This window comes from Rhizobium sp. SG570, assembly GCF_012275345.1.
In the GTDB taxonomy this organism is placed as follows: Bacteria; Pseudomonadota; Alphaproteobacteria; order Rhizobiales; family Rhizobiaceae; genus Rhizobium; species Rhizobium lusitanum.
The window spans coordinates 256607-280960 of record NZ_JAAZQI010000009.1; the positions used below are offsets into that span (position 1 = coordinate 256607).

A 24354-nucleotide genomic window follows, 5' to 3' on the forward strand; every position below is an offset into this window, starting at 1 on the left:
GCGGATTGAGCGTTCGCTCCCTGTTGACGAGATACTCCACGCGTTCACGAAGATTTATTGAAATGCCCGTTTGGTGCGGTTGCTTCCACCTCGGTGAGGTGCAAGAATCGGGCTGCTACGGAATTGGAACGCGCACAGATGGCCGAATATAGAGGCATTCGCTGGGCTTATGATCGATACGAAGTGATCGCAGACAGCATTGTCAACGGCGTCGGCGTCGTCTTTGCGCTGATCGGCGCGACCGTATTGATCTTCTACGCGACCGTCTGGAGCTCCTACGGTGGGATCGCTGCCGCCTGGATCTACGGTGTCGGTCTCGTGCTGACCTTGGGGATGTCCTTCGCCTACAATGCCTGGCCCGTATCGCATACCAAATGGTTCCTGCGGCGTTTCGATCATTCCTTCATCTATGTGCTGATTGCCGCCACCTACACACCCTTTCTCGAACGCGGCGCGGAGGATCCGCTGCTGCTTGCCATGCTGATCGCAGTCTGGGCTTTTGCAGCCTTCGGCATCGTGCTGAAATGCTTCTTTCCGGGGCGTTACGATCGGCTGGCGATCCTGCTTTATCTCGTCATGGGCTGGAGCGGCGTGATCGTGGCCAAGCCGGTCTCGACCTATATCCCGTTCGCGTCGATGCTGCTCATCGTCATCGGCGGGGTGATCTACTCGCTCGGCGTCATCTTTCATGTCTGGGAAAAGCTGCGCTTCCAGAACGCCATCTGGCATGGCTTTGTCATTGCCGCCGCCGCCGTGCACTATTCGGCGGTGTTGACGTGCTTCAGCCTGTCACCGGAAAACTTTTGACGACCTGCGCCGTCGGCGTGCATTTCTTCGTGGGGCGCAGGCTGCGCACCAGGCGCATGACCATGGCGTCGTAGCGCTGCATGTCCGCCTTCGAATAATCCATCTGGAAAAAGGCCGCTCCGCCGTTGCAGAGGGCTACGCCGCGCACATAGACGATACGACCCTGCTTTGTGCCGGAGAAGCTGATGCCGCGCGAGTTCGATTTGGAGTAGGAAATCTTCCAGCCCTGATCCTTGGCGAGCGCCACGCGCACATTCGCTTCCGTCGAGAAGTCGCCGTTGGGGATGATCGTGCTGAAAACCTGCAGCATGGCAGATCGATCCGCCGGCGACAGGGAAAGGCGGTTGGCATCGTCTGATGGGGCCGAGAGATGAAATTCCGACGGCAGCTCGATCGCATAGCCGAAGCCCGTATTGTCATAGGACCACCAGTCGGCGGCAAACGCCGACGCAGGGGAAAGAAGCAGGAGGGCGGTCAGGCGCGCGAGCATTGCGGTTTCCGGGAGGCTGGATCTGCAAACCGATCAAGAATAGCGCATTTTTCAGCAGAAATTCCATAGCGATTCTAAGAATAAGAATAAAATAGCCTAAATTCGTTACAGCTTCATTGCGAGCCATGCACGTTTAGCGGCTTATTCGACACGGAAGCCGTTTGTGCCGGACTTCTGAGCCTCGATGCTGTGAAACGATCGTTGTCGGAAACATGGTGCGCATCCTCAACCTGTAGGCTGTTCCTGCCGAAAGCCGATTTCAGTGGTTTAATCCCGGTTTTATTCCCGCAGGACTTGAGACGGTCCCGCCTTTCGCCTATCCCTGCAACCTAGCTCCGGCCATGCCGGATTCCGCATTGGTGTTCAGCAGGGAGAGGACATGGCCGGTTTCGCGGGCCTGACATTCCTGGCTCTAAGTCTGCCCTTTTTCGGTGCGCTGATCGCGTCCGTCATCGTTCGGTGGTTTGGGCACCATGCGGCTTGGCCGTTGGCGCTGCTTCCTGCGCTGGCCTTTCTCCATTTTACGAGGTTTCTCCCCGACATTGCCTCAGGGCAGGTCGTCCGGGGCGGTTTCGATTGGGTGCCGAGCCTCGGCTTGCGCTTTTCATGGCTGCTCGATGGTCTGTCGCTGACCTTTGCTTTGCTCATCACCGGCATCGGCACGCTGATCGTTCTCTACTCAGGCGGTTATCTGAAGGGGCATGCGGATCTCGGGCGCTTCTTCTCCTTCATCTTCCTGTTCATGGGCTCGATGCTCGGCCTTGTCGTTTCGGACAGTTTCCTCACCTTGTTCGTCTTCTGGGAATTGACCTCGATCACCTCCTTCCTGCTGATCGGGTTCGATCATCAGCGGGAGGCGTCGCGCCGGGCGGCGCTGCAGGCACTGGTGGTCACCGGCGGCGGAGGGCTGCTGTTGCTCGCGGGCCTGCTGCTCATCTGGCAGATTACCGGCGTTGGCTCGATGTCCGACCTGCTGAAAGCCGGCGATGCCTTGCGCGGGAGCCCGCTCTATCTCGCAGCCCTGATCCTGGTGCTCGGCGGCGCCTTCACCAAATCGGCGCAATTTCCGTTTCATTTCTGGCTGCCGAACGCCATGGAAGCGCCGACCCCCGTATCGGCCTATCTGCACTCCGCCACCATGGTGAAGGCGGGCGTCTATCTGCTGATGCGGCTCAATCCGGCCATGGGTGGGACGATGGCCTGGCAGACGATCCTCCCGATTTTCGGCGCTGCGACGCTGCTGGTCGGAACCTTGCTTGCCATACGGCAGACCGATTTGAAGTTGAAGCTGGCCTATACGACGGTCTCCTCCCTAGGCCTGCTCGTGTTGCTCACCGGTTTCGGCTCGGATTACGCCGTCGAAGCCGCCGTCCTTTATCTGGTGGCGCATTCGCTGTTCAAGGGCGCTCTGTTCATGATCGCCGGCATCGTCGACCACGAGACGGGAACGAGAGATATCACGCGCCTGGGCGGCCTGCGCTCCGCCATGCCGCTGACCTTCGCTGCCGCCCTGATCGCCGCCATCTCGATGGGCGGCCTGCCGCCCGCTTTCGGGTTCCTCGCCAAGGAGGAGATCTATGCGGCTCTGGCACAGGCCTCGCCGGGCGCGATCATTTTGACGATCGTCGCCGTTGCCGGCAATGCGCTGATGTTTGCCATCGCCTTTGCCGTGGCGCTGAGGCCCTTCGTCGGGCCGACGACCGAGACGCCGCAGCATCCGCATGAGGCGCCTCCACTGCTCTGGCTCGGACCGGTAGTGCTTGCCTTGCTCGGTCTCGCTTCGGCTCTGCTCTCGGGTCTATGGCATGCCTATGTCTCGTCGCCGATGGCCAGTGCTGTCAGCGGCAAGGGATTGCAGATATCGGTGTCGCTCGTCCCGCATGTCGGTCTGCCCCTTGCGCTGTCGGTGGCGACCGTGTTGATCGGCATCCTTGTCTATTGGAAGCTTGATCGCGCCCGCTTTTTCATGTCGGTCGTCTTGCGGGCTCTGGGCCCGGGGCCGGACCGCGGCTTTGATGGCTTCATTTCCAGCCTGGTGCGATTGTCACACCTCGTCTCGCGCGTCCTGCAACCCGGCCGCCTGGAAATCTATGTCACCGTGACCTTTGTTTGCCTTGCAGCCACGCTGTTGATCCCGCTCATCATCCATGGCGAACTGCCGGCAATCCCCTCATGGCCGAATTTGCAATGGCATGAGGCGACGATCTTCCTCATCGCCGTTATAGGGCTTGCTGCCGTCGTCCTTGCGCGCGACCGGCTGACCGCCATCGTTTCGCTCGGCATTCAGGGTTTTGCCGTGGCCGTCATCTTCCTGCTGTTCGGCGCGCCGGATCTGTCTTTCACGCAATTCATGGTCGAGACTCTTTCCGTCGTGATCCTTGCCATGGTGATGACGCGGCTGCGTCTGTCTTCCTCGGATCGCCGGCCGCCGTTGAAAATGGTCGCCCATGCCGCGCTTGCGATTGCTTGCGGCGTCGGCTTCGGCCTCCTGTTGCTGAAGGCGACGCAGGCACCCTTCGACCTGACATTGACGGCCTTCTTCAATCACTATTCGAAGCTGATCGCCCATGGCGACAACGTCGTCAATGTGATCATCGTCGATTTCCGCGGCACGGACACGCTCGGCGAGATCGCCGTTGTGGCCATTACCGGGCTTGCGATCTTGGCGCTGATCCGCATCCGGGCGGGTGGCGAGCGCAAGCTTGCGGCCAACGATCCTGATCTTGAGGAAAAGTTGGAGGCTGAGCGTTCATGAACACGCTGATCTTCCGCACCGCCGCGCCGTTTCTCACTGCACTGATGCTGCTCTTTTCCGTTTTTGTCCTGTTGCGCGGCCATAACGAGCCTGGCGGCGGCTTCATCGGCGGGCTGATCGCGGCCTCCGCCCTGGCGATTTATGGCATTGCTTGCGGCGTGACGGCGGTGCGGCGCGCGATCATGTTTCATCCGCTGGCGATTGCCGGCTTCGGCCTGCTGGCGGCGACCGTCGCCGGTTTCCTGTCCGTCTTCTCCGGCGTGCCGTTCATGACCGGGCTGTGGATCTATCCGCATCTGTTCGGCGTCGAAGTGCCGCTTTCCACCGTCATGCTCTTCGATATCGGCGTCTATCTGGTCGTCGTCGGCGCCATCACCTCGATCGCGCTCGCGCTCGAAGAGCGGGAGGTGGATTGATGGAGGTCGTCTTTTCCGCTTTGGTCGGCCTGTTCTTTACGGTCGCGATCTATCTGATGCTGTCGAAATTCTCGATCCGCATCATGCTCGGCATCGCGATCCTGGGCAATGCCGTCAACCTCTTGCTCTTTACCGCCGGCCGGGTAACTCCCGAGGTGCCGCCGATCATCCCGCGAGGTGCGACTACGCTCGATCTGGCTGCTGCCAACCCGCTACCGCAGGCGCTGATCCTGACGGCGATCGTCATCTCATTTTCGTTTCTCGCCTTTCTGCTCGTCCTGACCTACCGGGCCTATCAGGACCTCAAGACGGACAATACCGGCGAGATGCTGGTGGCCGAACCGGACGAGCGGCCGCTGCCGCCTTTGGGGTACTGACGAATGGCAGGACCAGCCGACACCGCTGTCGATCTCTCTGCCGCGCTGGTGGCTGCGCCAGTGCCGCTCGGGCATTGGCTGGTGATCCTGCCGGTGGCCCTGTGCATCAGCCTTGGTGCGATACTTCTGATGTTGCGTAACCGGACGGAATGGCACGCCTGGATCGCCATTCCCGGCTTGCTGCTGCTGGTGCTGGTCGATGCCGCCTTGCTTTACAGGGTCGCCAGCGATGGGCCGGTGACGATGGTGATGGGCCGATGGCTGCCGCCGTTCGGCATCGCCTTCAGCGTCGATCTTCTCGGCGCGATCATGGCCCTGACGGCGGCTATCGTCGCGCTCGCGGGCGGCATCTATTCGCTCGGCGAGATTGTCACCAGCGGGCGCCGCTATGGTTTTTTCCCATTTCTGCTGCTGCTGCTTGCCGGCGTCAGCGGTGCTTTCCTGACCGGCGACGTCTTCAATCTCTATGTCTGGTTCGAGGTGCTGCTGATATCGTCTTTCGGCCTGCTGATCCTCGGTTCAGAGCGGGAACAGATCGACGGCGCGTTGAAATATGCCGTGCTCAATCTCATCGCCACCACGCTGTTTCTGGTCTCCGTCGGCTATCTCTATGCCATCTTCGGCACGCTCAACATGGCCGACATCGCGATGAAGGCGAGGGCTGGCGACAGCAGCGGGCCGCTGATGACGCTGGCAGGCCTGTTCCTGCTCGCCTTCGGCATGAAAGCGGCTGCCTTCCCCGTTAATTTCTGGCTTCCCGCCTCCTATCACACGCCGCGCATCACCGTTTCGGCCCTGTTCGCCGGCCTGCTCACCAAGGTCGGCGTCTATGCTCTCATCAGGGTTCTCGTCATGTTGCTGCCCGTCGAGCGCGCCGAGCTTGGCCCGGTCATTACCGTCGTCGCCATCGCGACGATGCTTGCAGGCGTGCTGGGCGCGCTCGGCGAAAATGACATTCGCCGCATGCTTGGCTACATGGTCATATCAGGCATCGGCACGATGCTGGCGGGCGTGGCACTCGGTAGCGCCGATGGTCTCAGCGGGACGATCTTCTATGCGCTGCACTCGATGGTGCTGATGACGGCGCTCTACCTGCTGGCCGGCCAGGCCGCCCGGCTCGGCGGCGGCTTTTCGCTGACTTCGCTCGGTGGGCTTTATCGGCGGAGCGGTTGGTTCGCGGGCCTCTCGCTGGTGCTGTTCTTCGCCGTCAGCGGCCTGCCGCCTTTTTCCGGCTTCTGGCCCAAGGTCGTCCTGGTGAAGGCGGCGCTTGCAACAGGCGCCTGGTGGCTGGCCGCCGCGATCCTGCTGGTCGGTTTCCTCACGACGATCGCCTTCGGCCGGGTCTTCCTGCTGGCGTACTGGCGCCCGGGGAGTGAGGGAGGCGCTGTGGCCGTTGAGCCGATCAGATGGCAGGCCGGTCTGCCGCTTCTCGCTCTTGCCGCGCTGGTCGTCGGTTTCGGCCTTTTCCCGGAGCGCCTTTTGCATCTGACGCAGCGCGCCGCGGCAGACCTTGAAGAGCCATCCGCCTATCTGCACTCTGTCTTTCCTGCTGCTGGGGGCGTGCAATGATCCTGTTCGTCTTCAATCTGCTGCTTGCCATCGTCTGGGTCGCCGTCACCGGCAGCGCCTCCTTCATGAATTTGGTGTTCGGCTTTCTTCTTGCGGCCGTTGCGCTTGGGATCGTGCGGTCATCCTATGGCGGCGTCCTTTACCTCGGCCGTGTCCGCCGAATACTCGCGCTGTTGCTGTTGTTTCTGTGCGAGCTTGCCAAATCCGCCTGGGCCGTCGCCATGGCCGTCATGAGCCCGAAGATGGATGTAAAGCCTGGGATTTTCGCCTTCCCGCTGACAGTCGACCGCGATTTCGAAATCACGCTGCTTGCCAATCTCATCACGTTGACGCCCGGCACCCTTTCCGTCGATGTTTCCGATGACCGGAAGATCCTCTACGTGCACGCGCTCGACTGTTCCGATCCGGACGCCATCAGGCGGAGCATTGCCGAGGGCTTCGAGCGTCGGATCATGGAGGCTTTCCGATGATCACCGCATCCATCGTTTCGGCCGCCGCTATGGTGGCGCTCGGCATTCTGAGCATCGCCTTTTTGCTGACCGTCTATCGCGTGGTCGCCGGCCCGACACTGCCGGATCGTGTTCTGGCGCTCGACATGCTGGTGGCGGTTGCCATCGGCTTCATCGCCGTCATCGCCATCAAAACCGGCTTCACGCTCTATATCGATATCGCCATTTCGCTTGGCCTTGTCGGCTTTCTTGCTACCGTTGCCTTTGCCCGTTTCATCCTCACGCACGCGCAGTCCAAAGCGCCGGTGCAACCTCACGTGGCGCGGGACAGTGGCAACGCGCAGCAGGGCAAGAAAACCCGCAAGAATAGTCGTCGGCAGAAGGGAGGGCGGTAGTGGAATTGTTCTGGGCTGTCATTGTTGCCGCTCTGCTGTTGGCCGGCGCACTATTCTCGCTGATCGCCGCGATCGGTATCGTTCGTCTACCCGATCTCTACAGCCGCATGCATGCCGCGTCGAAAGCCGGAACTGTTGGTTCCGGTCTTTTGCTACTTGCAGTCGGTATTCATTCGCAGGACTTATCGATATTGGCCCGTGCCTTGGCAGGTTTCGTCTTCTTCGTGCTGACCGCGCCGATTTCGGCGCATCTTCTTGCACGCGCGGCACATAAGGCCGGTCATCGGTTGACTTTGCCCTCGGTGAGAGACGAACTGTTGACGGGACAAATGCCGAAGCGCCTGTCCAAAACAAGGCGCTAACAAACGCAAAGATTGTCGGAAAAGCAATACATGTTCGCCTCTTTAGTTATCTATTTTTAATAGATGAGATTTTTGAGAAGAAATGATGGGATTAAAAACTGGACATTTGGGTAAAGAGTGCTAATTCAGATTCAAGTAGAGTTTTGATGTTGAGTTAGTCTCGACCGGGTATAAGTTCTCGATGCTTTGATCTTTCTTTGGAGCAAAGCTGAACAAAGCTTTCTTCCGGTTAATGATTGGGGATCATTTTCCCTAATCACTAATTCTGACATCAGACGGTATAGAAGCGGTTTTCGTCGCATGACGTCTAGGGGTGGATTTCACGCGATAAGAAACGTGGCGTAAAGCACCGCTTTTTGCTGGAGGCTGCTACGAATGCGGGCAATGCGTTAGTGCGGATTGCCTGGCGCAACGAGACCTGGAATCGATATGATTTCCGGGGCTCCGCGCGGTTTATACAGCAATGCTGTGCCTTGCGCGCTCGATGGAGGCGCGGCCAGCAGGCAAGCCGATGAACAGGAGAACAAAATGACAGATACGGCCCTTGGCAATGGGCACGAGTTACTGGTTGAGCTGACAGCCGATATAGTCGCGGCTTATGTCAGCAACCATGTCGTCCCGGTCAGCGACCTTCCGAATCTGATTTCCGACGTACATTCCGCCTTGAGCAGCACCTCGGCTCCGGCTCCTGCCGTTACCGTGGTTGAAAAGCAGAAGCCGGCCGTATCCGTTCGCAAATCTGTACAGGATGATCAAATCACTTGTTTGGAATGCGGCGGCAGCTTCAAGTCGCTGAAGCGTCACCTGATGACCCATCATGGTCTCTCGCCTGAAGAATATCGCGAGAAATGGGATCTGGCGGCTGACTACCCGATGGTGGCGCCGGCCTACGCGGAAGCACGTTCACGGCTTGCGAAGGAAATGGGTCTCGGCCAGCGTCGCAAGCGCGGCACTCGTTAAGCGCCCAGGAGCGATTTCAGGAAAAGTGCGTAGCGGTTTTCCGTCCGGAATTGCGCAATAACAATCACGTAGGGCGGTTGGGCGATTCCGTGAGACGCGTAACCGCCCTAGCTGGTCTGCAGAAAAACCCGGCTTGCGAGCCGGGTTTTGTCTATCATCGTGACGCCAGCCGGGCCTATGCTGCGGCTCTCACGCGGGCTTCTTCGCGGATGCGCTTGATCATGGAGCGCAGTCCATTGGCGCGCTGCGAGGAGAGATGCTCGACGAGGTCGATCTTGCCGAAGACATCGAGCGCATCGAGCGCGGCAATTTCGGACGCCGGTTTGCCGGAATAAATGGCAAGCACGATCGCCACCAGCCCGCGCACGATATGTGCGTCGGAATCTCCCTCGAACGTCAGGACCGGATTTTCAGGGTCGCCGGACGCATGCGTCACGAGCCAGACCTGACTGGCGCAGCCCTGCACCTTGTTTTCCAGCGTCCGTTTATCTTCCGGTAGATCGGGCAGCGCCTTGCCGAGCTCGATCACGTAGCGGTAGCGATCCTCCCAGTCGTCCAGGAAGGAAAAGTCCTCGATGATCTTGTCAAGCGTTGCCATCAAATCGATCCAATTTGTCCATCGACTTTGGATATAGGCGAAACGACGGGCGATTTGAACCCGCGGATAAAAAGAACGCCGCTGGCCTGTCGAGGCTGCGGCGCGCAAGGTGGGCCAAAGAAAAGGCGTCAGGTTCGCGGACGCGGCATCGGCAGCGGCACGGAAGAGGGCAGCTTGACCGTGCCGGTGATCAACACGTCGGCGGTTTCGGTGCCGATGACGCGCTTGACGGGCATCGGTTGGGTCGTGGCGACGACCTGTTCGGGGCTCACGCGCGCTGCCGCAGTGTTGACGGAAGAATTTGAAGACTGATCCTTGAAGTGGCGCCCGAGCATGTCGTAGGCGACGCGTGCGCCGTCGCGGGCCTGATAACCGAGGGCCGTCAGCGTTTCACCGCCCTTCATACAGACATCCGGCTTCTCGGAGCACATCGCGCCGACATATTGGACGACGCCTGTGGCGGCCGAAAGCGCGTCGGAGACCTGCACGGTTGGCTCTCCCGCCGGGCGGGGGTCGCCCTCGGGCTTCGCGAAGATCGGCAGGAACATGAGAACCAGCGAGAACCAGAACCCTGTTCTAATGAGAAACCACATTTCCTTGCCCACTTTCTCTGTCATCCGGCTCGGTCGCCGATTCGGACTTGTCTGTCCGATGTGGCTCGAACCCTATCCGGCAGAGGACAACATCACTTTTCAAAACTCCTCGGCATTTTCGGCTAATTTGATTCAAATTTTAGCTTTCCGAATTCGAACCGCATTTAGATCAAATTGTAGCGATTGCTGTTAAGCATGTCTCGCCCTATCCGCCTGATATGCAGGGCTTTGCGGCCACAGGCCCTGTCGCAAAAGTTAACGCACGACGGAAATCTAAATAAAATCCGTTGCTTACCCGCTGTTAACCACAAAAAACAAAGGTCCCGCATTCTGCGCCAAAACGGGATTTTGGAGCTTTTTCGGCCAGCCGGCGGGGCTTTCCTTTATTCTTTCCTTAAGTCGCCAGAGCCTATTGTGAGGTCCAATAAGTGACCGTTTTGACGGGTTGTAGTGTGCGCGTATTGAGTAACATGACTGTCGGGGCTGGAGCCTTCGTAGACCGGGTAGGCGGAAGCTGGCTCTCCCGGACGAACGGGAATAGCGAAGTCCGTGGGCAGGAACTGGCGATCCTGCGCCGGCTTGCGCTTGCCTCATCCGTGGCTCTCTTTGCGGTTCCCATCGGGCTTTCATTTGTCACAAGCCCGGCCGTGGCACTGCCCGCGGGCGTCGCCACCGTTTGCGCCGCGTTCCTGTTTTCGGCTGTCGGCAGCATCGCGCTGTCGCGCCAGAGACCTGATTCCCAAACCACCGAGGCGGTCATCGTCGAGCATCATGACTTGATGCTCGAAGCCGCTTTCGGGCTCGTCCTACTGCTCGATCCACAAGGCAATGTGACTACGGTTGGCGGCCGCGATCGCGCGGAATTCCTGAGCTGGATGCGGGACCCGGCCGGTCGCGGCTTCATCGAACAGATTCATGTTTCGGACCGGATCCTTTTTCTGCAGGCGGTCGATGTGCTGCGTCAGGGCCGCGATGCATTCGGCGTAGACCTGCGCCTGGAACGCTCGACCGTCATGGGCGGGGATGAGCAGTTCGTCCATGTCCGCATGGAGCTGACGGCACGACGCGACGGCGAAGGCCGATTGACGACGATCGTCGGCCAGCTGCGGGATATCTCGCAGGATAAGCAGCTTCGCGAGGACGCCGCGCGCAAGACCGCCGAGGCGCAATCGGCCAATGACGCCAAGTCAAGCTTCCTTGCCGCCGTCAGCCACGAGCTGCGGACGCCGCTCAATGCGATCCTTGGATTCTCCGATATTCTCGGCGGCGAATATTTCGGCAAGCTGGAGAACAATCGGCAGCGGGAATATGTCGGCCTGATCCGCCAGTCCGGCGCGCATTTGTTGTCCGTGGTCAATACCATGCTCGATATGAGCAAGATCGAGGCCGGGCGCTATGAGCTTATGCTTGAGTCCTTCCCGATCGAGGACTCCATTGCCGCATGCGAAGCCATGCTGGCGCTGCAGGCGAAGGAAAAGGGGCTGACCTTGACGAGCCGCGTTCAGCGCGGCCTCGGCGAGATCGTCGCCGACCAGCGTGCTCTCCAGCAGATTCTGATCAATCTCGTCGGCAATGCGATCAAGTTCACCGATGCGGGCGGCGCCGTCACCGTCGATGCGGCATTGGCGGACGGGATGCTGAAGCTCTCGGTCGGCGATACCGGGATCGGCATCGCAAGCGAGCGGCTGGCCTCGCTCGGGCAGCCTTTCGTGCAGATCCAGAACGATTATACGCGCCGCTACGCCGGCACCGGCCTCGGCCTGTCGCTGGTCAAGGGATTGGTGGCGTTGCACGGCGGAAGCTTCTCGATCGCCAGCGCACCAGGCGAGGGCACGGTGATCACAATCCTTATTCCGTTCGACGGTTCGGCCGCCTTGACGACACAACAGTCTGTGGATGCCAATCGCCCCGTCGATTTTCCGCCGCGCCTGAAACATACTATGGAGACGAATGAAAGGCGAAACGAGGAAGAGATGAATGGCCCCGCAAAAGCGAAAATCGCCTAAGGGAAGAGGTAAGGGCAAGCGCAAGCAGCCCGGCTTCGCTTCTCGTGGAGCGGTTGCCGTGGGCAGCCTCGGCCTGCGCGGCGGCGCCGCGTTGGGCGGCCTTGGGCTGCGCGGCGCGGGTGCTCTTGCCGGTCTGGTCGGCGGTGCGGTCGGCAGGCATCCGGCAATCGCCGGCGGTGTTGCTCTCTTCCTCGGGGTTTTCGGCTTTGTAACCGCCAATGCGCTTTGGTATCAGCCAGGCGCGCATCCGTCGCCCTTGCTGCGTACCCGCGATCCTGGCGCTCCCTATCAGATCCCCGGCCGCAAGTCGTTCCTGCATGCGCAGCAGGCCGATGCCGGCAATGTCACGACATTCCGCATCGAGCGACAGGCTTCCACAACCGGTTCCACGCCTTCTGCCGCGGCGGGCCAGGCGGCGAGCCCGACCGCCGGACAAGCGCCGGCCGCCACGCCATCGAAGCTGGTTGCCGACGTGCAGGCCGAACTCATCCGCCATGGTCTTTATGATGGCGCAGCCGACGGCGTTACCGGATCCCGCACGACCGCTGCCATTCTGTTTTTCCAGGAGGCGTCCGGCCTGGCCCAGACGGGCGCGCCCACACCCGAGCTCCTGGCCGCGTTGAAGGCGGCCAATGCCGGCGCTGTGCCTGCCGGCAAGACGAATGTTGCGACCGTTCCTGCGGAGCGCCCCGTCAATGTGTCGGCTACCGCGCAAGCCATCGACCCGGTTGCCGCCGCCATCCAGAACGCCGAGAAAAACATGAAGCCCGGCGCAGTCGCTGCGAAGGCCACGCCGAGCGATGCAGTCGACAAGGTCAACATGGTGATGCAGATCCAGAAGGGTCTGAGCAACATCGCCTACAGCAACGTCAGCATCGATGGCGTCGCCGGCGAGCAGACCAAGGCCGCCATCCGCCGGTTCCAGAAGCATTATCGCCTGCCGGAAACCGGCGAGCCGAACATCGCCGTCCTGAAGAAGCTGCAGGATATCGGCGCGCTTTAGCGCGTGCGTTCAATTGCTTCGCCGGCCGCTTCTCGTTATAGCTCGGCCATGAGATTGCGCAGCGACATTTTTGTGTCCGCCTTGACCCGGCGTCTGTTCGCCCGGGGCGACTTTGCCGCCGTCGAGCGGAAGGGCGAGGAGCAGGCCGGAGCGATCTTCATCCGCCAACGGTTCCGTGACGGGTCGGAGACCCTCTATGCCCCGGCACCGCAGAGCTTCTTTGACGATGAGGAGAGCGGCACCCGCCTGTTCGAGATCCGCATTAATCGCAAGGAAGCCGCCGAGATTCGCCAGACACTCGATCGCGAGCTGAAATTCGATCCGGATCTATGGATCATCGAACTGGAGACCGACGATATCGCCGATATCGTCCCGCTCGTCGACCAACGTCCCAATCCCCTGGATTGACGGCCGCTATCGCCGGCCTACCACGCGCAGCTCCCGGATCGCACCGGACTTGGCGCCGAAGAGAGGTTCGGCGGGGCGAGGGGCCGGATTGTCCCGTGGCAGATAAGTATAGCTGTCGGCGCGGCGCCACGCATCCACTCTTGCCTGGCTTTCCTCTGTATCGATTCCATCCAGAACCAGCCATGCGCGGCTGACGCTGCCATGCCGCTCCGCAAGATGCGGATAGAAGCGCTCAAGCGAATAGACGGCGTCGGCCAGGCCCATGCCCAGGCTGACCAGCGTCACCGCCAGCTGCTGGCCTGATGTATCGATCATGATGCGCTCGGTGAGCCAACGGCTGGAGGAGAGCGCATCGGCCAATGTGGTGGCAAACTGCAGTGCATCGCGTTCTCGCGCGAAACGTACGAGCAGGGCTTCCTGCGTTTCGCTGAGGCTGCGCAAACCGAGGCGATCCTGATCGTCGCGGGCCAGGTGACGAGCGGCCTGCTTGATTTGCTGGCGCAATGCTTCTTCGCGCGACAGCCGTTCTGATTCCAGCGGGTCGGTCTTCGGCGTTGCTTCCCTCGCCGGGGCGTCCGCTGTCGTTATGCCGCGATCGGGCTCGGCCTGGTGCAGGCCGACAAGCGCGTCGATGACCTTGGGAGATAGGGACGGCCGGCGGACGATTGCCCGCGCATGCGCTGCCCCTTGCGTGCGGGCAATGGTGATGAGGGTATCGTCATCGATCGCCTGCGAGCTGGTGAGGAACGGAGCGGCGATCGCGATCGGCTGGCAACCGATGAACAGGGCGACGGCTTGAGGCACTGTCGGACATTGGGAAAGGGCGGCAACGGCCTGCCGCTTTGCCTCTTCGGACGATGCCTGGAAAACCGGGGTGAAGAGTTCCGCAAACTGGCGAAGTTCCGATTTCGACGGATGGTTCATGCCCTCGAAGCTGGTGATCGTCGCCATTAGAACCACGTCCTTCTTGCGGACTGTCGCAGGTTCTTCGAGGTCTCGAAACCGGTCACGCACGCCAACACCCATACTGATACGCAGAACAAAAACGCTGGGAGCCGGATTGTTGGACCTGTACCCCACCGCGCCTCTGTCCGGTCGGGCCGGGTCGCCCTTTTACCGTTGGGAACGGCTTCGGCGGCGATTGTCGAAACGGGTTTGGACACGGTCGTCCTTATCTGGCTTTTACAGAAGACTAAGGCCGGCAAGGTTAATGGTTGATGAAAACTTTATTAAAATGCCAATAAAAATTGCGCGTTAAGCTTGCGCGAGAATATCGGCCGGATTTATGCCGGATAAGCTGCAGCCGAGGGGGAGCACCCTGCTGCAAAAACGCATTCGCAGCGAGGCATTGATGTGACGGCTCAACCTATAGGGGTTTGGCTTGGCATGTCGCCATAAAGCATTGCAGGCTTGTCTGAAGCCGCGCGTTTCGCTTCGATCACAGTCTAATTGGGAAGAAGTTGCCTAGATTCCTCTCTGCTCACGCAGCGCGGCGAGCAGCTTTTCGGAGGTATTGTAGCCGGACTGAAATAGGCCAATGGCCGCAGAGGCCGCGAGCTGGGCTTCAGCACTTGTGATATCGATCCGCTTCTCTGTGCACCATGTATCGAGCGCCCCGCGCAGGACCATGACATCCTCAGGTAAGAAGACGGAATTGCCCGTCGCATGCATTGCGTCGCCCTCAGTTTTCGCTTTGACAATACGTTAATTTTCTGTGAGCGCAAATAATATTTGCGTGACGCTTTTTTGCAACGCGCTGGTCGGTTGCCTATTCGCCAGCGGCGCCCATGATTCACTTAAGGATATGATATTGCAGGGTTTCATAACCAAACCGATTCCAGTGATTTTTTATCGGCTGGTGAAACTAATCCCGCCTTCACAGCGTTATGAGAGTATGACGACTCGTGCCTAGGGTGAAATGCGATGATGATTAGCATTCTGTTAACCGCGCTATGTCTGAATTCGGACAAAAGCAGTGATTTGCAGAATGCGGTCGTCAATAAAGTTAGCATGGGAGCCACAACCGGTACCCATGCCACGGTGTCCAGTAAATACCGTGAGAAGGCGTAAATGTCTTTCGTCTTGGCCCAAAGTGTGAGGCTGGGACTGGAAGAAGCGCTAGCCCGCTCTGAGGACGGGCAGGGTGAAATCAGTCGCAAGTTCATCCGTCTCGAGACGCAAATGGAGACGAGAATGGCAAAGATCATATCTCTTTCGGAGCGGCGATCGCGAATGCCGCCACGCGCTCAAAAGGAGCCGGTGGAAGCAAAACTATTGCTATTTACCGGCGTTCGCTACGAGCATCTGGACACCGTAACCGACCGCCCGGGGGCGGGGGGCAAGCGGGCAAAAAGCAAGTAGCTGCCCATCATATGGACTGTCGCGGTGGGATCGGCATCGCGACAACACATCTTCGCTGCGGTACGCAGCCTTCAGATCGCAGCGCCTGTCCCGCTAGCCATGGGCTCAGACTTTGTTCTGGCCCCTTCTCAGTTGTCATTGAATTCGTCACAGCCGGCTTCCGACAGGAAGTCACGGGCCGCATCGTCGAAGCTGGCTTGCGGCGCCATCGTATGCAGAACCGCATAGCCCTGGGTGCGCGGCACTTCGACGAGGATCGATTGCGCGAGGGACGGCGGTAGGGCCTTGCGGATGCCGGTGAGCTGTATGGGAGATGCCAGCAGCAAATCGAGCGTCCCGCCGACGGATGTGCGGTCACTCATGCTGAAAACCTCGTTGGATGCCGCGTCGTAGACGGCGAGCGACCAGAAGGGCACCTTGCCTTTGGCGGTCAGGTGTACCGGCTTGTCTTCGATGTCGAATGCGCAAACGGCGGTCCGGATATAGGGGTCGGTATTGGAAAGCCCCGCATCGTCATCCTTGTCGTCGAGCATGTAGAAATGGTTTTCGTCGCCTTCGTCGGACACGCGGGTATAGGCGTCGCGGTCCGAGAAATGCGGCAGTGACAGAATGATGACGAGATGCAGCAGCGCTGCGCCGAATAGGCCGGTCAGAACAGCGAAAACGAATCTAAACATGGCCGCATCCGATCTTCTCGAGTTTCGGCATGGTCAGATCGATCAGCCCGGAATTGCTGGCCGCAGGCGAATCCAGCAGCGTCCATACCAAGCGAAAATTGCCCGCGGCGGGGAGCGCGAGCCAATTGCCTGCATGGGCGTCGGGCGAAATGGTAATGTCGAAGCTTGAATCCGGATTGCGCAGCACGATCCAGGAATTGATCATCGACGGTCGTCCCGCAGGCCCGGCCAGCGGTTCGCCGTCATTACCAGCGATGAAAAGCGTCCAGAGCCGCGCCGGCGGCGTCTGGCCGCTGATGCGATAGCTGCAACTTGTCGTGAGCCGCCCGCCGGCACTATCGTCGGAAGCGGTGAACACCAACCCCTCCGCCGTGCCGTAGAGCAGTCGGCCCGCGCGGGCGCGATGCGACTTGGCATAGGGATCTGCCTCGGCTGTTTGCATTTCCGGAAACGCCTGCCAGACGCCCAGCTTGATCGCACCGAAACCGGAGGTCACATCCAGCGCAAAAAGCGTGAACACGATCCCGCCGCCAAAGGCGATCAGCAGTGAAAGCGCAACAAGAAGGGGAACTCGGAACACCCTGGGATCGTCCTCGTGACAAATCAGTGTCGATTTATCCCTGATTCTGAAGGTAGGGGGAAGGGCGGGCGTCGCCGGGCGGCGTTGGTTCGATATCACCGATGGGCAAAAACGCGCGAAGGAGCCTCGTGAATGCGAGCATCTGCCGGGGTTGCTTGCTCCCGCAGCTGGGATGTCGAGTTCAGATGTTTTCCTGTATCTTTTCGGTGGAAAGCCGAAAGGAGCGGCGGCCAATCGCGGATCTCGCTCCTCTTGCCCCGAACGACCGCTACTCCGCAGCAGCCAACTTCTGCGCTTCGAGCGCTGGAGCCGTCTTCAGCCTTTCACCGATATCGCGAAGGATCTTCGTGGAATCCACCGACAGCGAGCGCGGTCGCACGAGCGGCGGCAGGCCGCCATCCGTCGTGTCCGCCGGCTTCTTGGCCGCCACCGTCTGCGGCTTCTGCACCGGGAATGGATTGCTGATGCCTGGAATTGGTTTCAGCACGACCCCCTGGTTCGCATAGTCCATGATCTTCTTGAAGGTCATGGCCGGCAGCGTGCCGCCCGTCATGTTGTTGGTCGAGGTATAGTCGTCGTTGCCGAACCAGACGGCGCAGGTATAGTTGCCGGTAAAGCCGATGAACCAGGCGTCGCGATAGGCTTGAGTTGTGCCGGTCTTGCCGCCGATGACGATGCCGTTGTCCAGCGCTGCCTTGCGGCCGGTGCCGATCACCGGAACCTGTGTCAGCATCTGGTTCATGTAGGAGGTGGCTTTTTCGCTGAGGACGCGCTTGGCGGACGGCTCGTCGCGACTGAAATCATAGATCACCTTGCCGTCATAGCCGGTGATCTGTTCGATGCCGTGACGCCGCGACTGCATGCCATCGGCCGGGAAAACCGCATAGGCCGTGGCCTGGTCGAGCACGGTCACTTCCGATGTGCCGATCGGAATGGTCTTGTCGTTGCGGATCGGCGTCTCCACGCCCAAGGCCTTGGCCATGTCGCGAATGGGCTGAATGCCGAACTTCTCCTTGGCCAGACGCACCGGAACCGTGTTGATCGACTGCGTGATCGCCTGCGTCAGCGTCACCTTGCCTTCATAGCGGTTCTCGTAGTTGTGCGGGCTCCAGTTGCCCCAGGTGATCGGTGCGTCGACGATGGTGGATGTCGGCGTCATGCCGTTCTCCATCGCCACGGAGTAGGTGTAGATCTTGAACGAGGAGCCTGGCTGGCGCAGCGCCTTGGTCGCGCGGTTGAACTGGCTTTCGCCGTAGTCGCTGCCGCCGACCATGGCGCGGACCGCGCCGCCGCTTTCGATGAGAACGCTGGCGCCCTGCTTGGCATGGTAGCGCTCGCCATATTCCATCAGGCTGGACTGGATCGAATCCTCCGCCGCCTTCTGCAGCCCCATGTCGATAGTCGTGCGGACGATCAGCGAGCGTTCCGGAAAACGCGTGGCGAGCCGCTGCACTTCATCGAAGGACCAGTCGAGGAAGTAGTCCGGAGAGTCGATCTGGGCGCGGTCGACGACGGAGGCGGGATTGCGCCGCGCGGCGATCACCTGGCCCTCGGTCATCAATCCGCTCTGCACAAGGTTGGAAAGCACATCGTTGGCACGGGCGCGCGCGGCCGGCAGATTGACGTGCGGCGCATATTTCGCCGGTGCCTTGAACAGGCCAGCGAGCATCGCGGCCTCCGCCAGATTGACGTCGGTGATGCTCTTGCCGAAATAGAATTGCGCCGCAGCGGCCGCGCCGAAAGTGCCGCCGCCCATATAGGTGCGGTCGAGATAGAGGCTCAGGATCTCCTTCTTGGACAGATTGGCTTCCAGCCAGATCGCCAGAAAGGCCTCCTTGATCTTGCGATCGATGGAGCGTTCGTTGTTGAGGAAGATGTTCTTGGCAAGCTGCTGCGTCAGCGTCGAGCCGCCCTGCACGACGCCGCCGGCCTGCGCATTGACCGTCACTGCGCGGAACAGGCCGATCACGTCGATGCCGAAATGGTCGAAGAAACGCCGGTCCTCCGTCGCAAGCACCGCCTTGATGAAATAATCCGGCAGCTGGTCTACGGGAACGGAATTCTCGTGAATGATGCCGCGATGGCCGATGACGTTGCCGTAGCGGTCGAGGAAAGTGACGGCAAAGTTGCCGCGGTTGCGCCAGTCGCCCTGTGTCGCCTCGAAAGCCGGCATGGCGAGCATCAGCATGACGACGGAGCCGGCCGCGCCGAGCGTCAGGCCTTCGCCGAGCAGTTCGAAAACGATGCGTTTCCAGCCGCGCATGCGGAAACGGCGGAAGAAAATCGTGATATCTTCCCAGGCTTCGCCAAGGCGAAAACCGGCATTCCACAAGGTGGAGTCGATCCATGAATCGATACGCAGAAAGAAATAGCGTTTCCGGCGCGGCGGCTTTCCGGCCCCGCTCTCCTCTTGCGTCCCGGGCTCTGTCTTCGGCCCGTCTTCTGGATTGGATGGGTCTTCCACGCGCTACTTCCCGACCACAATACTGCTGCGTGTCTCCTTGTGGCGCACGCAAAGCCCATTATCTCATAGAGTGGCGAATTGAATAATTGGTTGATTTAGAGAAAAGAACAAGAGACACGCATGCCGCGGCCCGAATTTCCTGCCTGGGCGGCGAGGATGATGAGGATGGACGAGATACCTTTCTGGAAAAGCAAGGCGCTGGCGGAGATGAGCACGCCGGAATGGGAAAGCCTTTGCGACGGCTGCGGCCTCTGTTGTCTCAACAAGCTGGAGGATTGGGATAGCGGCGACGTCTATTTCACGTCGGTCCGCTGCAAGCTGATGGATGGCGAAAGCTGTCAATGCACCAGCTATCCGAACCGCTGGGATTTCGTGCCCGATTGCGTGCAGTTGACGCCGGAAAAGGTACCGGAGCTGGCATGGCTGCCGCCCACCTGCGCCTATCGTCTCGTCGACGAAGGCCGTGACCTCTATTGGTGGCACCCGTTGATATCTGGCGATCCGGAAACGGTCCATATCGCCGGCGTCTCCGCGCGGGGACGCACGATCAGCGAGAACGACGTCGCGCTCGACGATTTCGAGGACTATGTCGTCGACTGGCCGTTGACCGTGGAAGACCACATGGAGCCTAAACCTCCGGTAAAGCCATAGATTTCGGCGCCACGTTTCGCCATGCCCGACGCACGAGCGCCTTTACCGCCTCACGATCCGCGCCGTGATGGAAAAGCCGTGTCGATCCCTTGAGCCCCCAGCCACCCGGCACGGCCGCGACATGCTGCGGCAAGGTGGCCAGCGCCATCTGCTGCTGATCGGGCGTCAGCTTGACCACGCAGAAATCGGGGCCCGGGAGAGTCATGAAGATCTTGCTCCGCACCCGAAAGTCACGGATTCCGAAATGTGAGCTTTCTGCCGTCTCCGGCAGCCCGAGAGCAAGGGCAATGAGATCCTCGTCTTTCATGAGGACGACAATATCATGCCGGGCTGCGATGCGGAAAATGGTTGCCTGCGACGAAACGGTTTCATGGGTGAGCGGCCGATTCATTGAATTGATTCCGCGCGCATGATATCGCGCGGTGCCTTCGCACACGCACAGGGAGCCGTCGCGTGATCCGTCATATCGTCTTCTTCACCGTTCCCGATCGCGCCAATCTTGAGGACGTCCGCTCCGGCCTGTCGATCCTGACCGCCATCCCGCATGCGCGCCTGCTGGAGATCGGCACGAATGTAAAGACCGACCAGCTCGGCACCGAAGTCGATATCGTCGTCTATGGCGAATTCGATGACGAGGCCGCGCTCGCCGCCTACAAGGCGCATCCGAATTATCAGCGCTCCATCGATCGCGTTCGCCCGCTGCGGGAAATGCGGATTGCCGCCGATTACGAGACGACGGTCGCGATCCGCGAACCGTTCTGAACGAAGCCTTGGCGGGAGCTTCCATCGCCAGTCATTTCAAGCGATTGAGCGCTCGAACGGAATCGGATTGTCGACGAGTGGATTCATTGCGAGAGGTCCTTGAATCAACGTCTAAGGTTCCTGACTCTTCTACAGAAGAAGCGCCCTCAACCGATTCAAAAGATTCAAGGAAAACTTGGTGTTTTACGTTCGGAAAACACTTGAGGGCCGATTGGGTTGGCCAAGCATGCGCGATCGATCATGACGCGCTTATGAGGCAATGATAATCAAGAATGATTAAAAATGCCTGAGTCTTGGATTTATGCATGTTGCCGCCAACCGGATACATGAGCATGGATAGGAGATTGGCATCGATAGCATTCGATAAACTGCCGCCGCCGCCGCTTTGGAACTTCGCATATAATAGATTCAAATAGTTAAATTCAATTTTTAGCTTGCTGCACGTCCTGCGAGCGGAAAATTACAGCCCATTCATTTGCCATTCAGACGTGTTTGGGTACATATTTGCTCAAGTTAATGTCCCTGTGGGAAGTCTGAAGCATGGCCTCATTTTTAAGCATAGCAGCAGCGGCGGTCGTCTTGGCCGGCTCGGCTGTTTTGCCGGCGCCGACGTCGACCCTGGTGGCCCGCGCCAACAGCGATTGCAGCGAGGCTGCGGCCGCTGTCGTTGAAAAGACGGGTGGGCAGCTCCTTTCCGCGCAGCCGTCCGGCGATAGCTGTGTCATCACCGTTCTCGTACAGGGCAACGGGCAGCGTCCGCGCAAGGTGACGATGAAGGTGCCGATGTGAAGCATGAGCATCTTGGGTCATAACGCACAGCGGACGTTCTAAAGCCTTGAATCTCACGCAAAATCTTATCGTTTCCATGATTCCACTGTAGCTCGATTTACAGTACTGTTTCTCGAACCGGGGAAATTGGGTCCAACATGCGCATTCTCATAGTCGAAGACGATATCAATCTGAATCGCCAGCTCGCCGAGGCCTTGAAAGAGGCAGGCTACGTGGTCGATACGGCCTTTGACGGCGAGGAAGGCCATTTCCTGGGCGATACAGAACCCTACGACGCCATCATTCTCGACATTGGTTTGCCGGAGATGGATGGCATCACCGTGCTGGAGAAATGGCGCGGCGCCGGGCGGGCCACGCCTGTGCTGATCCTGACCGCTCGCGACCGCTGGAGCGACAAGGTGGCCGGCATCGATGCCGGCGCCGACGATTATGTCGCCAAGCCATTCCATGTCGAAGAGGTGCTCGCCCGTATCCGCGCATTGATCCGCCGCGCCGCAGGCCATGCCTCCTCGGAAATCATCTGCGGTCCGGTTCGGCTCGACACCAAGAGCTCGAAGGCGACGGTCGACGGCAAGCCGCTCAAGCTCACCTCTCATGAATATCGGCTGCTCGCCTATCTCATGCATCACAAGGGCGAAGTCGTCTCGCGCACTGAGCTGGTCGAGCATATGTACGATCAGGACTTCGATCGCGATTCCAATACGATCGAGGTTTTCGTCGGCCGTCTGCGCAAGAAGATGGGCGTCGATTTGATCGAGACGGTCCGTGGCCTTGGTTACCGAATCCAAGCTCCGACCAATGCGAATTAAGTCGCTCACCGCTCGCGTCCTGCTGTTGACCACACTCTGGTCCGCCGTGGCGCTGGTGGTGATCGGCCTGGTTATCTCCAATATCTATCGTAAGAGCGCCGAGCGCGGTTTTGAGGACCTGTTGCGCGCACAGCTTTCCAGTGTGATCAATTCGGTCACGATCAGCGATCAGGGTGAGTTATCTGGCAAGCCGGAGCTTGGCGACCTGCGCTTCGCCCAGCCGAAGACCGGTTGGTACTGGATAGTCGAACCGCTCGGTACCTATACCGCGACACCGCTGGTCTCGCCGTCCCTCGGCGCATCGAACCTGCCGGTGCTGTCGGTGCTGGAGGCACCCTTCGACAAGCAATACCAGCGCTATTACATCGTTACGGATGCCTTCGGAAACCGCGTGCAGGTGGCTGAAACCGAAATCCAGTTCGATACGGACCATGCAGCTCGGTTTCGCGTCACCGGCAATGTCGCTGTCGTCGAGGACGATGTCCGCAATTTCTCCCACAGCCTCTATTTTGCGCTCGTCGGCTTCGGCGTCGGCAGCCTCATCGTCAACGCGCTCGCCATTCTCTACGGTTTGAAGCCGCTCGATAAGGCCCGCGCGGCGCTGGAGCGCATCCGTGCCGGCGAGAGCGAGCGTTTGCAGGGCGATTTCCCGCGCGAGATCCTGCCGCTTGCAAATGAGGTCAACGCCCTGATCGAAAGCAACCGACGCATCGTCGAGCGAGCCCGCATGCAGGTAGGCAATCTCGCCCATTCGCTGAAGACGCCGATCGCGGTGCTGCTCAACGAATCCCGTGTGCTGGAGCGCTCGCACGGCGATCTGGTGAAGAACCAGGCCGAGGCTATGCAGGGGCAGGTGCAATCCTATCTCAACCGTGCCCGTATCGCGGCGCAGCGCGAATCCGTGCTGGCGCGCACCGAGGCGGAACCGGCGCTGGAGCGGCTTGTCCGTGTCATGCGGCGGCTCAATGCGGACAAGGAGTTCGAACTGTCGGTTGCTCCCAATCTTGCTCTTGCCATGGAGCAGCAGGATCTGGAGGAGACGGTCGGTAACCTGCTGGAAAATGCCGCCCGCTTTGCCGAGCACAAGGTGCGTCTTTCCGCGAGCGAGGCGCCGCCGGAAATCAAGGGCATCGATCCCGTGCGGCGTCATTGGGTGGAACTGGTGGTCGAGGACGATGGACCCGGCCTCGAGCCGGATCAGATCCGCGAGGCGATGAAGCGCGGGCGCAGGCTGGACGAGAGCAAGCCGGGCACCGGTCTCGGGCTATCGATCGTCAGCGAGATCACCAATGAATATCAGGGGCGGCTGGAACTTTCCCGCGGTGTCTGGGGCGGCCTTCGCGCCAGCCTAATTCTGCCTGGTCTGACGAAGGATGTTGCGTGAGGCACGGCATGATGACAAAAAGATGTGGTGGGTCATGATGATGCCGCATCGCAGTACCTATAGTTTGCTTGTTGATACTGGTTCGGTTGTATGAAGCTTCGTACCTTTTTCTTGATCGCCCCCTCCGTTTTTGTCGCGATTGCGCTTTCAGGTTGCTCGACGACGAGCGGCAAGGGCGGCGGCATAAGCCTGCTCCACTCTTCGAAGTCCGCGGGGTCGACGACCTATATTGTCGCGCTTGAAGGCGGCATTGTCGGACGAACCGGCATCAAGCTCAGCGATAGTGACCTGCAGCGGGCGCTGGAAGCGGAGTACCGGGCGCTGGAGAGCTCGCCGCTCGGTCAGCCCGTGGTCTGGAACGGCAGGAATGCCAGCGGCGAGGTCATTGCCGCCGCTCCCTATCAGGTCGGCTCGCAAAATTGCCGGCAATACACGCACACGATCACGGTCGAGGGAAAGCCGACCACGGCAAGGGGTGCCGCATGCCGCAATGACAACGGCACATGGACGCCGCTTAACTGAGATAGTCTTAGCCCTCGCGCCAGTGGGGAGAGAGTGGCACCAAAGCGCCGGGTGAGACGGCGTGCACCGTCAGGATTGCCTTCGTCGCTTCGCTCCTCACCCCCTCATTCGCGCCTTGGGCAGCTTTTCCCGCTGGGGCGAAGGCATAATAGGCGCGGCCAAACGCC

Annotated in this window: 28 protein-coding genes; 19 read left to right on the forward strand and 9 right to left on the reverse strand. The window is 60.0% G+C overall.

Annotated features, from left to right (window positions below):
* Positions 1 to 138: 138 nt before the first annotated feature.
* Complete coding sequence (locus tag FHT28_RS19780; protein ID WP_037193728.1) at positions 139 to 807, forward strand: hemolysin III family protein; 669 nt, start codon at positions 139 to 141, stop codon at positions 805 to 807.
* On the opposite strand, the gene FHT28_RS19785 is transcribed toward FHT28_RS19780, so the two are convergent.
* Entirely contained in the window at positions 782 to 1297 is a 516-nt protein-coding gene (locus tag FHT28_RS19785) for a hypothetical protein (protein ID WP_037193730.1), read from the reverse strand. The genes FHT28_RS19780 and FHT28_RS19785 overlap by 26 nt on opposite strands.
* A gap of 379 nt (positions 1298 to 1676) precedes the next feature.
* Here FHT28_RS19785 and FHT28_RS19790 point away from each other — a divergent pair, with 379 nt between their 5' ends.
* The 8 genes from FHT28_RS19790 (at position 1677) to FHT28_RS19825 (ending at position 8580) form a co-directional block, all read left to right on the forward strand.
* Entirely contained in the window at positions 1677 to 4052 is a 2376-nt protein-coding gene (locus tag FHT28_RS19790) for a putative monovalent cation/H+ antiporter subunit A (protein ID WP_168597108.1), read from the forward strand.
* Complete coding sequence (locus FHT28_RS19795) at positions 4049 to 4468, forward strand: Na+/H+ antiporter subunit B (RefSeq protein WP_092572868.1); 420 nt, start codon at positions 4049 to 4051, stop codon at positions 4466 to 4468. The genes FHT28_RS19790 and FHT28_RS19795 overlap by 4 nt, the downstream gene beginning before the upstream one ends.
* Complete coding sequence (locus tag FHT28_RS19800; protein WP_037193735.1) at positions 4468 to 4845, forward strand: Na+/H+ antiporter subunit C; 378 nt, start codon at positions 4468 to 4470, stop codon at positions 4843 to 4845. The genes FHT28_RS19795 and FHT28_RS19800 overlap by 1 nt, the downstream gene beginning before the upstream one ends.
* Before the next feature lie 3 nt (positions 4846 to 4848).
* Positions 4849 to 6414 (forward strand): Na+/H+ antiporter subunit D, encoded by a 1566-nt coding sequence (locus tag FHT28_RS19805; RefSeq protein WP_168597109.1) that lies wholly within the window; start codon positions 4849 to 4851, stop codon positions 6412 to 6414.
* Positions 6411 to 6884, forward strand: a complete 474-nt coding sequence (locus tag FHT28_RS19810; RefSeq protein ID WP_037193737.1) for a Na+/H+ antiporter subunit E — start codon at positions 6411 to 6413, stop codon at positions 6882 to 6884. Before FHT28_RS19805 ends, FHT28_RS19810 begins: the two co-directional genes overlap by 4 nt.
* Positions 6881 to 7258, forward strand: a complete 378-nt coding sequence (locus FHT28_RS19815) for a cation:proton antiporter (protein WP_168597110.1) — start codon at positions 6881 to 6883, stop codon at positions 7256 to 7258. Before FHT28_RS19810 ends, FHT28_RS19815 begins: the two co-directional genes overlap by 4 nt.
* On the forward strand, positions 7258 to 7620 hold the full coding sequence (gene mnhG / locus FHT28_RS19820) for a monovalent cation/H(+) antiporter subunit G (RefSeq protein ID WP_037193739.1): 363 nt from the start codon (positions 7258 to 7260) through the stop codon (positions 7618 to 7620). Before FHT28_RS19815 ends, mnhG begins: the two co-directional genes overlap by 1 nt.
* 528 nt (positions 7621 to 8148) lie before the next feature.
* Complete coding sequence (locus tag FHT28_RS19825) at positions 8149 to 8580, forward strand: MucR family transcriptional regulator (RefSeq protein ID WP_034507962.1); 432 nt, start codon at positions 8149 to 8151, stop codon at positions 8578 to 8580.
* Between the two features lie 175 nt (positions 8581 to 8755).
* On the opposite strand, the gene FHT28_RS19830 is transcribed toward FHT28_RS19825, so the two are convergent.
* Positions 8756 to 9178: a SufE family protein gene (locus FHT28_RS19830; RefSeq protein ID WP_037194376.1), complete on the reverse strand. Its 423-nt coding sequence runs from the start codon at positions 9176 to 9178 to the stop codon at positions 8756 to 8758.
* Between the two features lie 128 nt (positions 9179 to 9306).
* Positions 9307 to 9795, reverse strand: a complete 489-nt coding sequence (locus FHT28_RS19835; RefSeq protein WP_244655119.1) for a DUF5330 domain-containing protein — start codon at positions 9793 to 9795, stop codon at positions 9307 to 9309.
* Positions 9796 to 10241: 446 nt separating this feature from the next.
* Between FHT28_RS19835 and FHT28_RS19840 the strand changes: the two genes are divergently transcribed.
* The 3 genes from FHT28_RS19840 to FHT28_RS19850 are packed head-to-tail and all read left to right on the forward strand — an operon-like array spanning position 10242 to position 13188.
* Positions 10242 to 11777: an ATP-binding protein gene (locus tag FHT28_RS19840; RefSeq protein ID WP_173410555.1), complete on the forward strand. Its 1536-nt coding sequence runs from the start codon at positions 10242 to 10244 to the stop codon at positions 11775 to 11777.
* Positions 11749 to 12780, forward strand: a complete 1032-nt coding sequence (locus tag FHT28_RS19845) for a peptidoglycan-binding protein (RefSeq protein WP_047559725.1) — start codon at positions 11749 to 11751, stop codon at positions 12778 to 12780. Before FHT28_RS19840 ends, FHT28_RS19845 begins: the two co-directional genes overlap by 29 nt.
* Before the next feature lie 48 nt (positions 12781 to 12828).
* Positions 12829 to 13188, forward strand: coding sequence for a DUF1491 family protein (locus FHT28_RS19850; RefSeq protein ID WP_113119277.1), 360 nt, complete (start codon positions 12829 to 12831; stop codon positions 13186 to 13188).
* Positions 13189 to 13194: 6 nt separating this feature from the next.
* On the opposite strand, the gene FHT28_RS19855 is transcribed toward FHT28_RS19850, so the two are convergent.
* Positions 13195 to 14202 carry a DUF2336 domain-containing protein gene (locus tag FHT28_RS19855; protein WP_348645000.1) on the reverse strand — a complete coding sequence of 336 codons (1008 nt, stop codon included), beginning with the start codon at positions 14200 to 14202 and terminating at the stop codon, positions 13195 to 13197.
* Between the two features lie 450 nt (positions 14203 to 14652).
* Entirely contained in the window at positions 14653 to 14859 is a 207-nt protein-coding gene (locus tag FHT28_RS19860) for a hypothetical protein (RefSeq protein ID WP_037193743.1), read from the reverse strand.
* 522 nt (positions 14860 to 15381) lie between these two features.
* On the opposite strand from FHT28_RS19860, the gene FHT28_RS19865 reads away from it, so the two are divergent.
* Positions 15382 to 15549, forward strand: a complete 168-nt coding sequence (locus FHT28_RS19865; protein ID WP_167669520.1) for a hypothetical protein — start codon at positions 15382 to 15384, stop codon at positions 15547 to 15549.
* A gap of 128 nt (positions 15550 to 15677) precedes the next feature.
* On the opposite strand, the gene FHT28_RS19870 is transcribed toward FHT28_RS19865, so the two are convergent.
* The 3 genes from FHT28_RS19870 to FHT28_RS19880 all read right to left on the reverse strand — a co-directional run bounded on the left by FHT28_RS19870 (position 15678) and on the right by FHT28_RS19880 (position 19270).
* Complete coding sequence (locus FHT28_RS19870) at positions 15678 to 16226, reverse strand: membrane protein (RefSeq protein WP_037193745.1); 549 nt, start codon at positions 16224 to 16226, stop codon at positions 15678 to 15680.
* A complete protein-coding gene (locus tag FHT28_RS19875) occupies positions 16219 to 16806 on the reverse strand; it encodes a DUF1214 domain-containing protein (RefSeq protein ID WP_168597111.1) in 588 nt (195 codons plus the stop codon). The genes FHT28_RS19870 and FHT28_RS19875 overlap by 8 nt, the downstream gene beginning before the upstream one ends.
* A 268-nt stretch (positions 16807 to 17074) precedes the next feature.
* Positions 17075 to 19270 (reverse strand): transglycosylase domain-containing protein, encoded by a 2196-nt coding sequence (locus FHT28_RS19880; RefSeq protein WP_168597112.1) that lies wholly within the window; start codon positions 19268 to 19270, stop codon positions 17075 to 17077.
* 165 nt (positions 19271 to 19435) lie between these two features.
* Between FHT28_RS19880 and FHT28_RS19885 the strand changes: the two genes are divergently transcribed.
* Positions 19436 to 19921: a YcgN family cysteine cluster protein gene (locus FHT28_RS19885; RefSeq protein ID WP_037193748.1), complete on the forward strand. Its 486-nt coding sequence runs from the start codon at positions 19436 to 19438 to the stop codon at positions 19919 to 19921.
* Here FHT28_RS19885 and FHT28_RS19890 read toward each other — a convergent pair.
* The gene (locus FHT28_RS19890) at positions 19899 to 20228 is read right to left on the reverse strand and encodes an MmcQ/YjbR family DNA-binding protein (protein WP_168597130.1); all 330 of its coding nucleotides are present in this window, start codon (positions 20226 to 20228) and stop codon (positions 19899 to 19901) included. The genes FHT28_RS19885 and FHT28_RS19890 overlap by 23 nt on opposite strands.
* Positions 20229 to 20374: 146 nt before the next feature.
* On the opposite strand from FHT28_RS19890, the gene FHT28_RS19895 reads away from it, so the two are divergent.
* From FHT28_RS19895 to FHT28_RS19915, 5 genes are all read left to right on the forward strand, one after another.
* A complete protein-coding gene (locus tag FHT28_RS19895) occupies positions 20375 to 20683 on the forward strand; it encodes a Dabb family protein (RefSeq protein WP_047559738.1) in 309 nt (102 codons plus the stop codon).
* A 540-nt stretch (positions 20684 to 21223) separates the two neighbouring features.
* Entirely contained in the window at positions 21224 to 21472 is a 249-nt protein-coding gene (locus FHT28_RS19900; RefSeq protein ID WP_034507944.1) for a hypothetical protein, read from the forward strand.
* 137 nt (positions 21473 to 21609) lie between these two features.
* Positions 21610 to 22281 (forward strand): response regulator transcription factor, encoded by a 672-nt coding sequence (locus FHT28_RS19905; RefSeq protein ID WP_037193750.1) that lies wholly within the window; start codon positions 21610 to 21612, stop codon positions 22279 to 22281.
* Positions 22271 to 23665: a HAMP domain-containing sensor histidine kinase gene (locus FHT28_RS19910; RefSeq protein WP_168597113.1), complete on the forward strand. Its 1395-nt coding sequence runs from the start codon at positions 22271 to 22273 to the stop codon at positions 23663 to 23665. The genes FHT28_RS19905 and FHT28_RS19910 overlap by 11 nt, the downstream gene beginning before the upstream one ends.
* A 90-nt stretch (positions 23666 to 23755) precedes the next feature.
* A complete protein-coding gene (locus FHT28_RS19915) occupies positions 23756 to 24187 on the forward strand; it encodes a membrane protein (protein ID WP_047559742.1) in 432 nt (143 codons plus the stop codon).
* Positions 24188 to 24354: the final 167 nt, after the last annotated feature.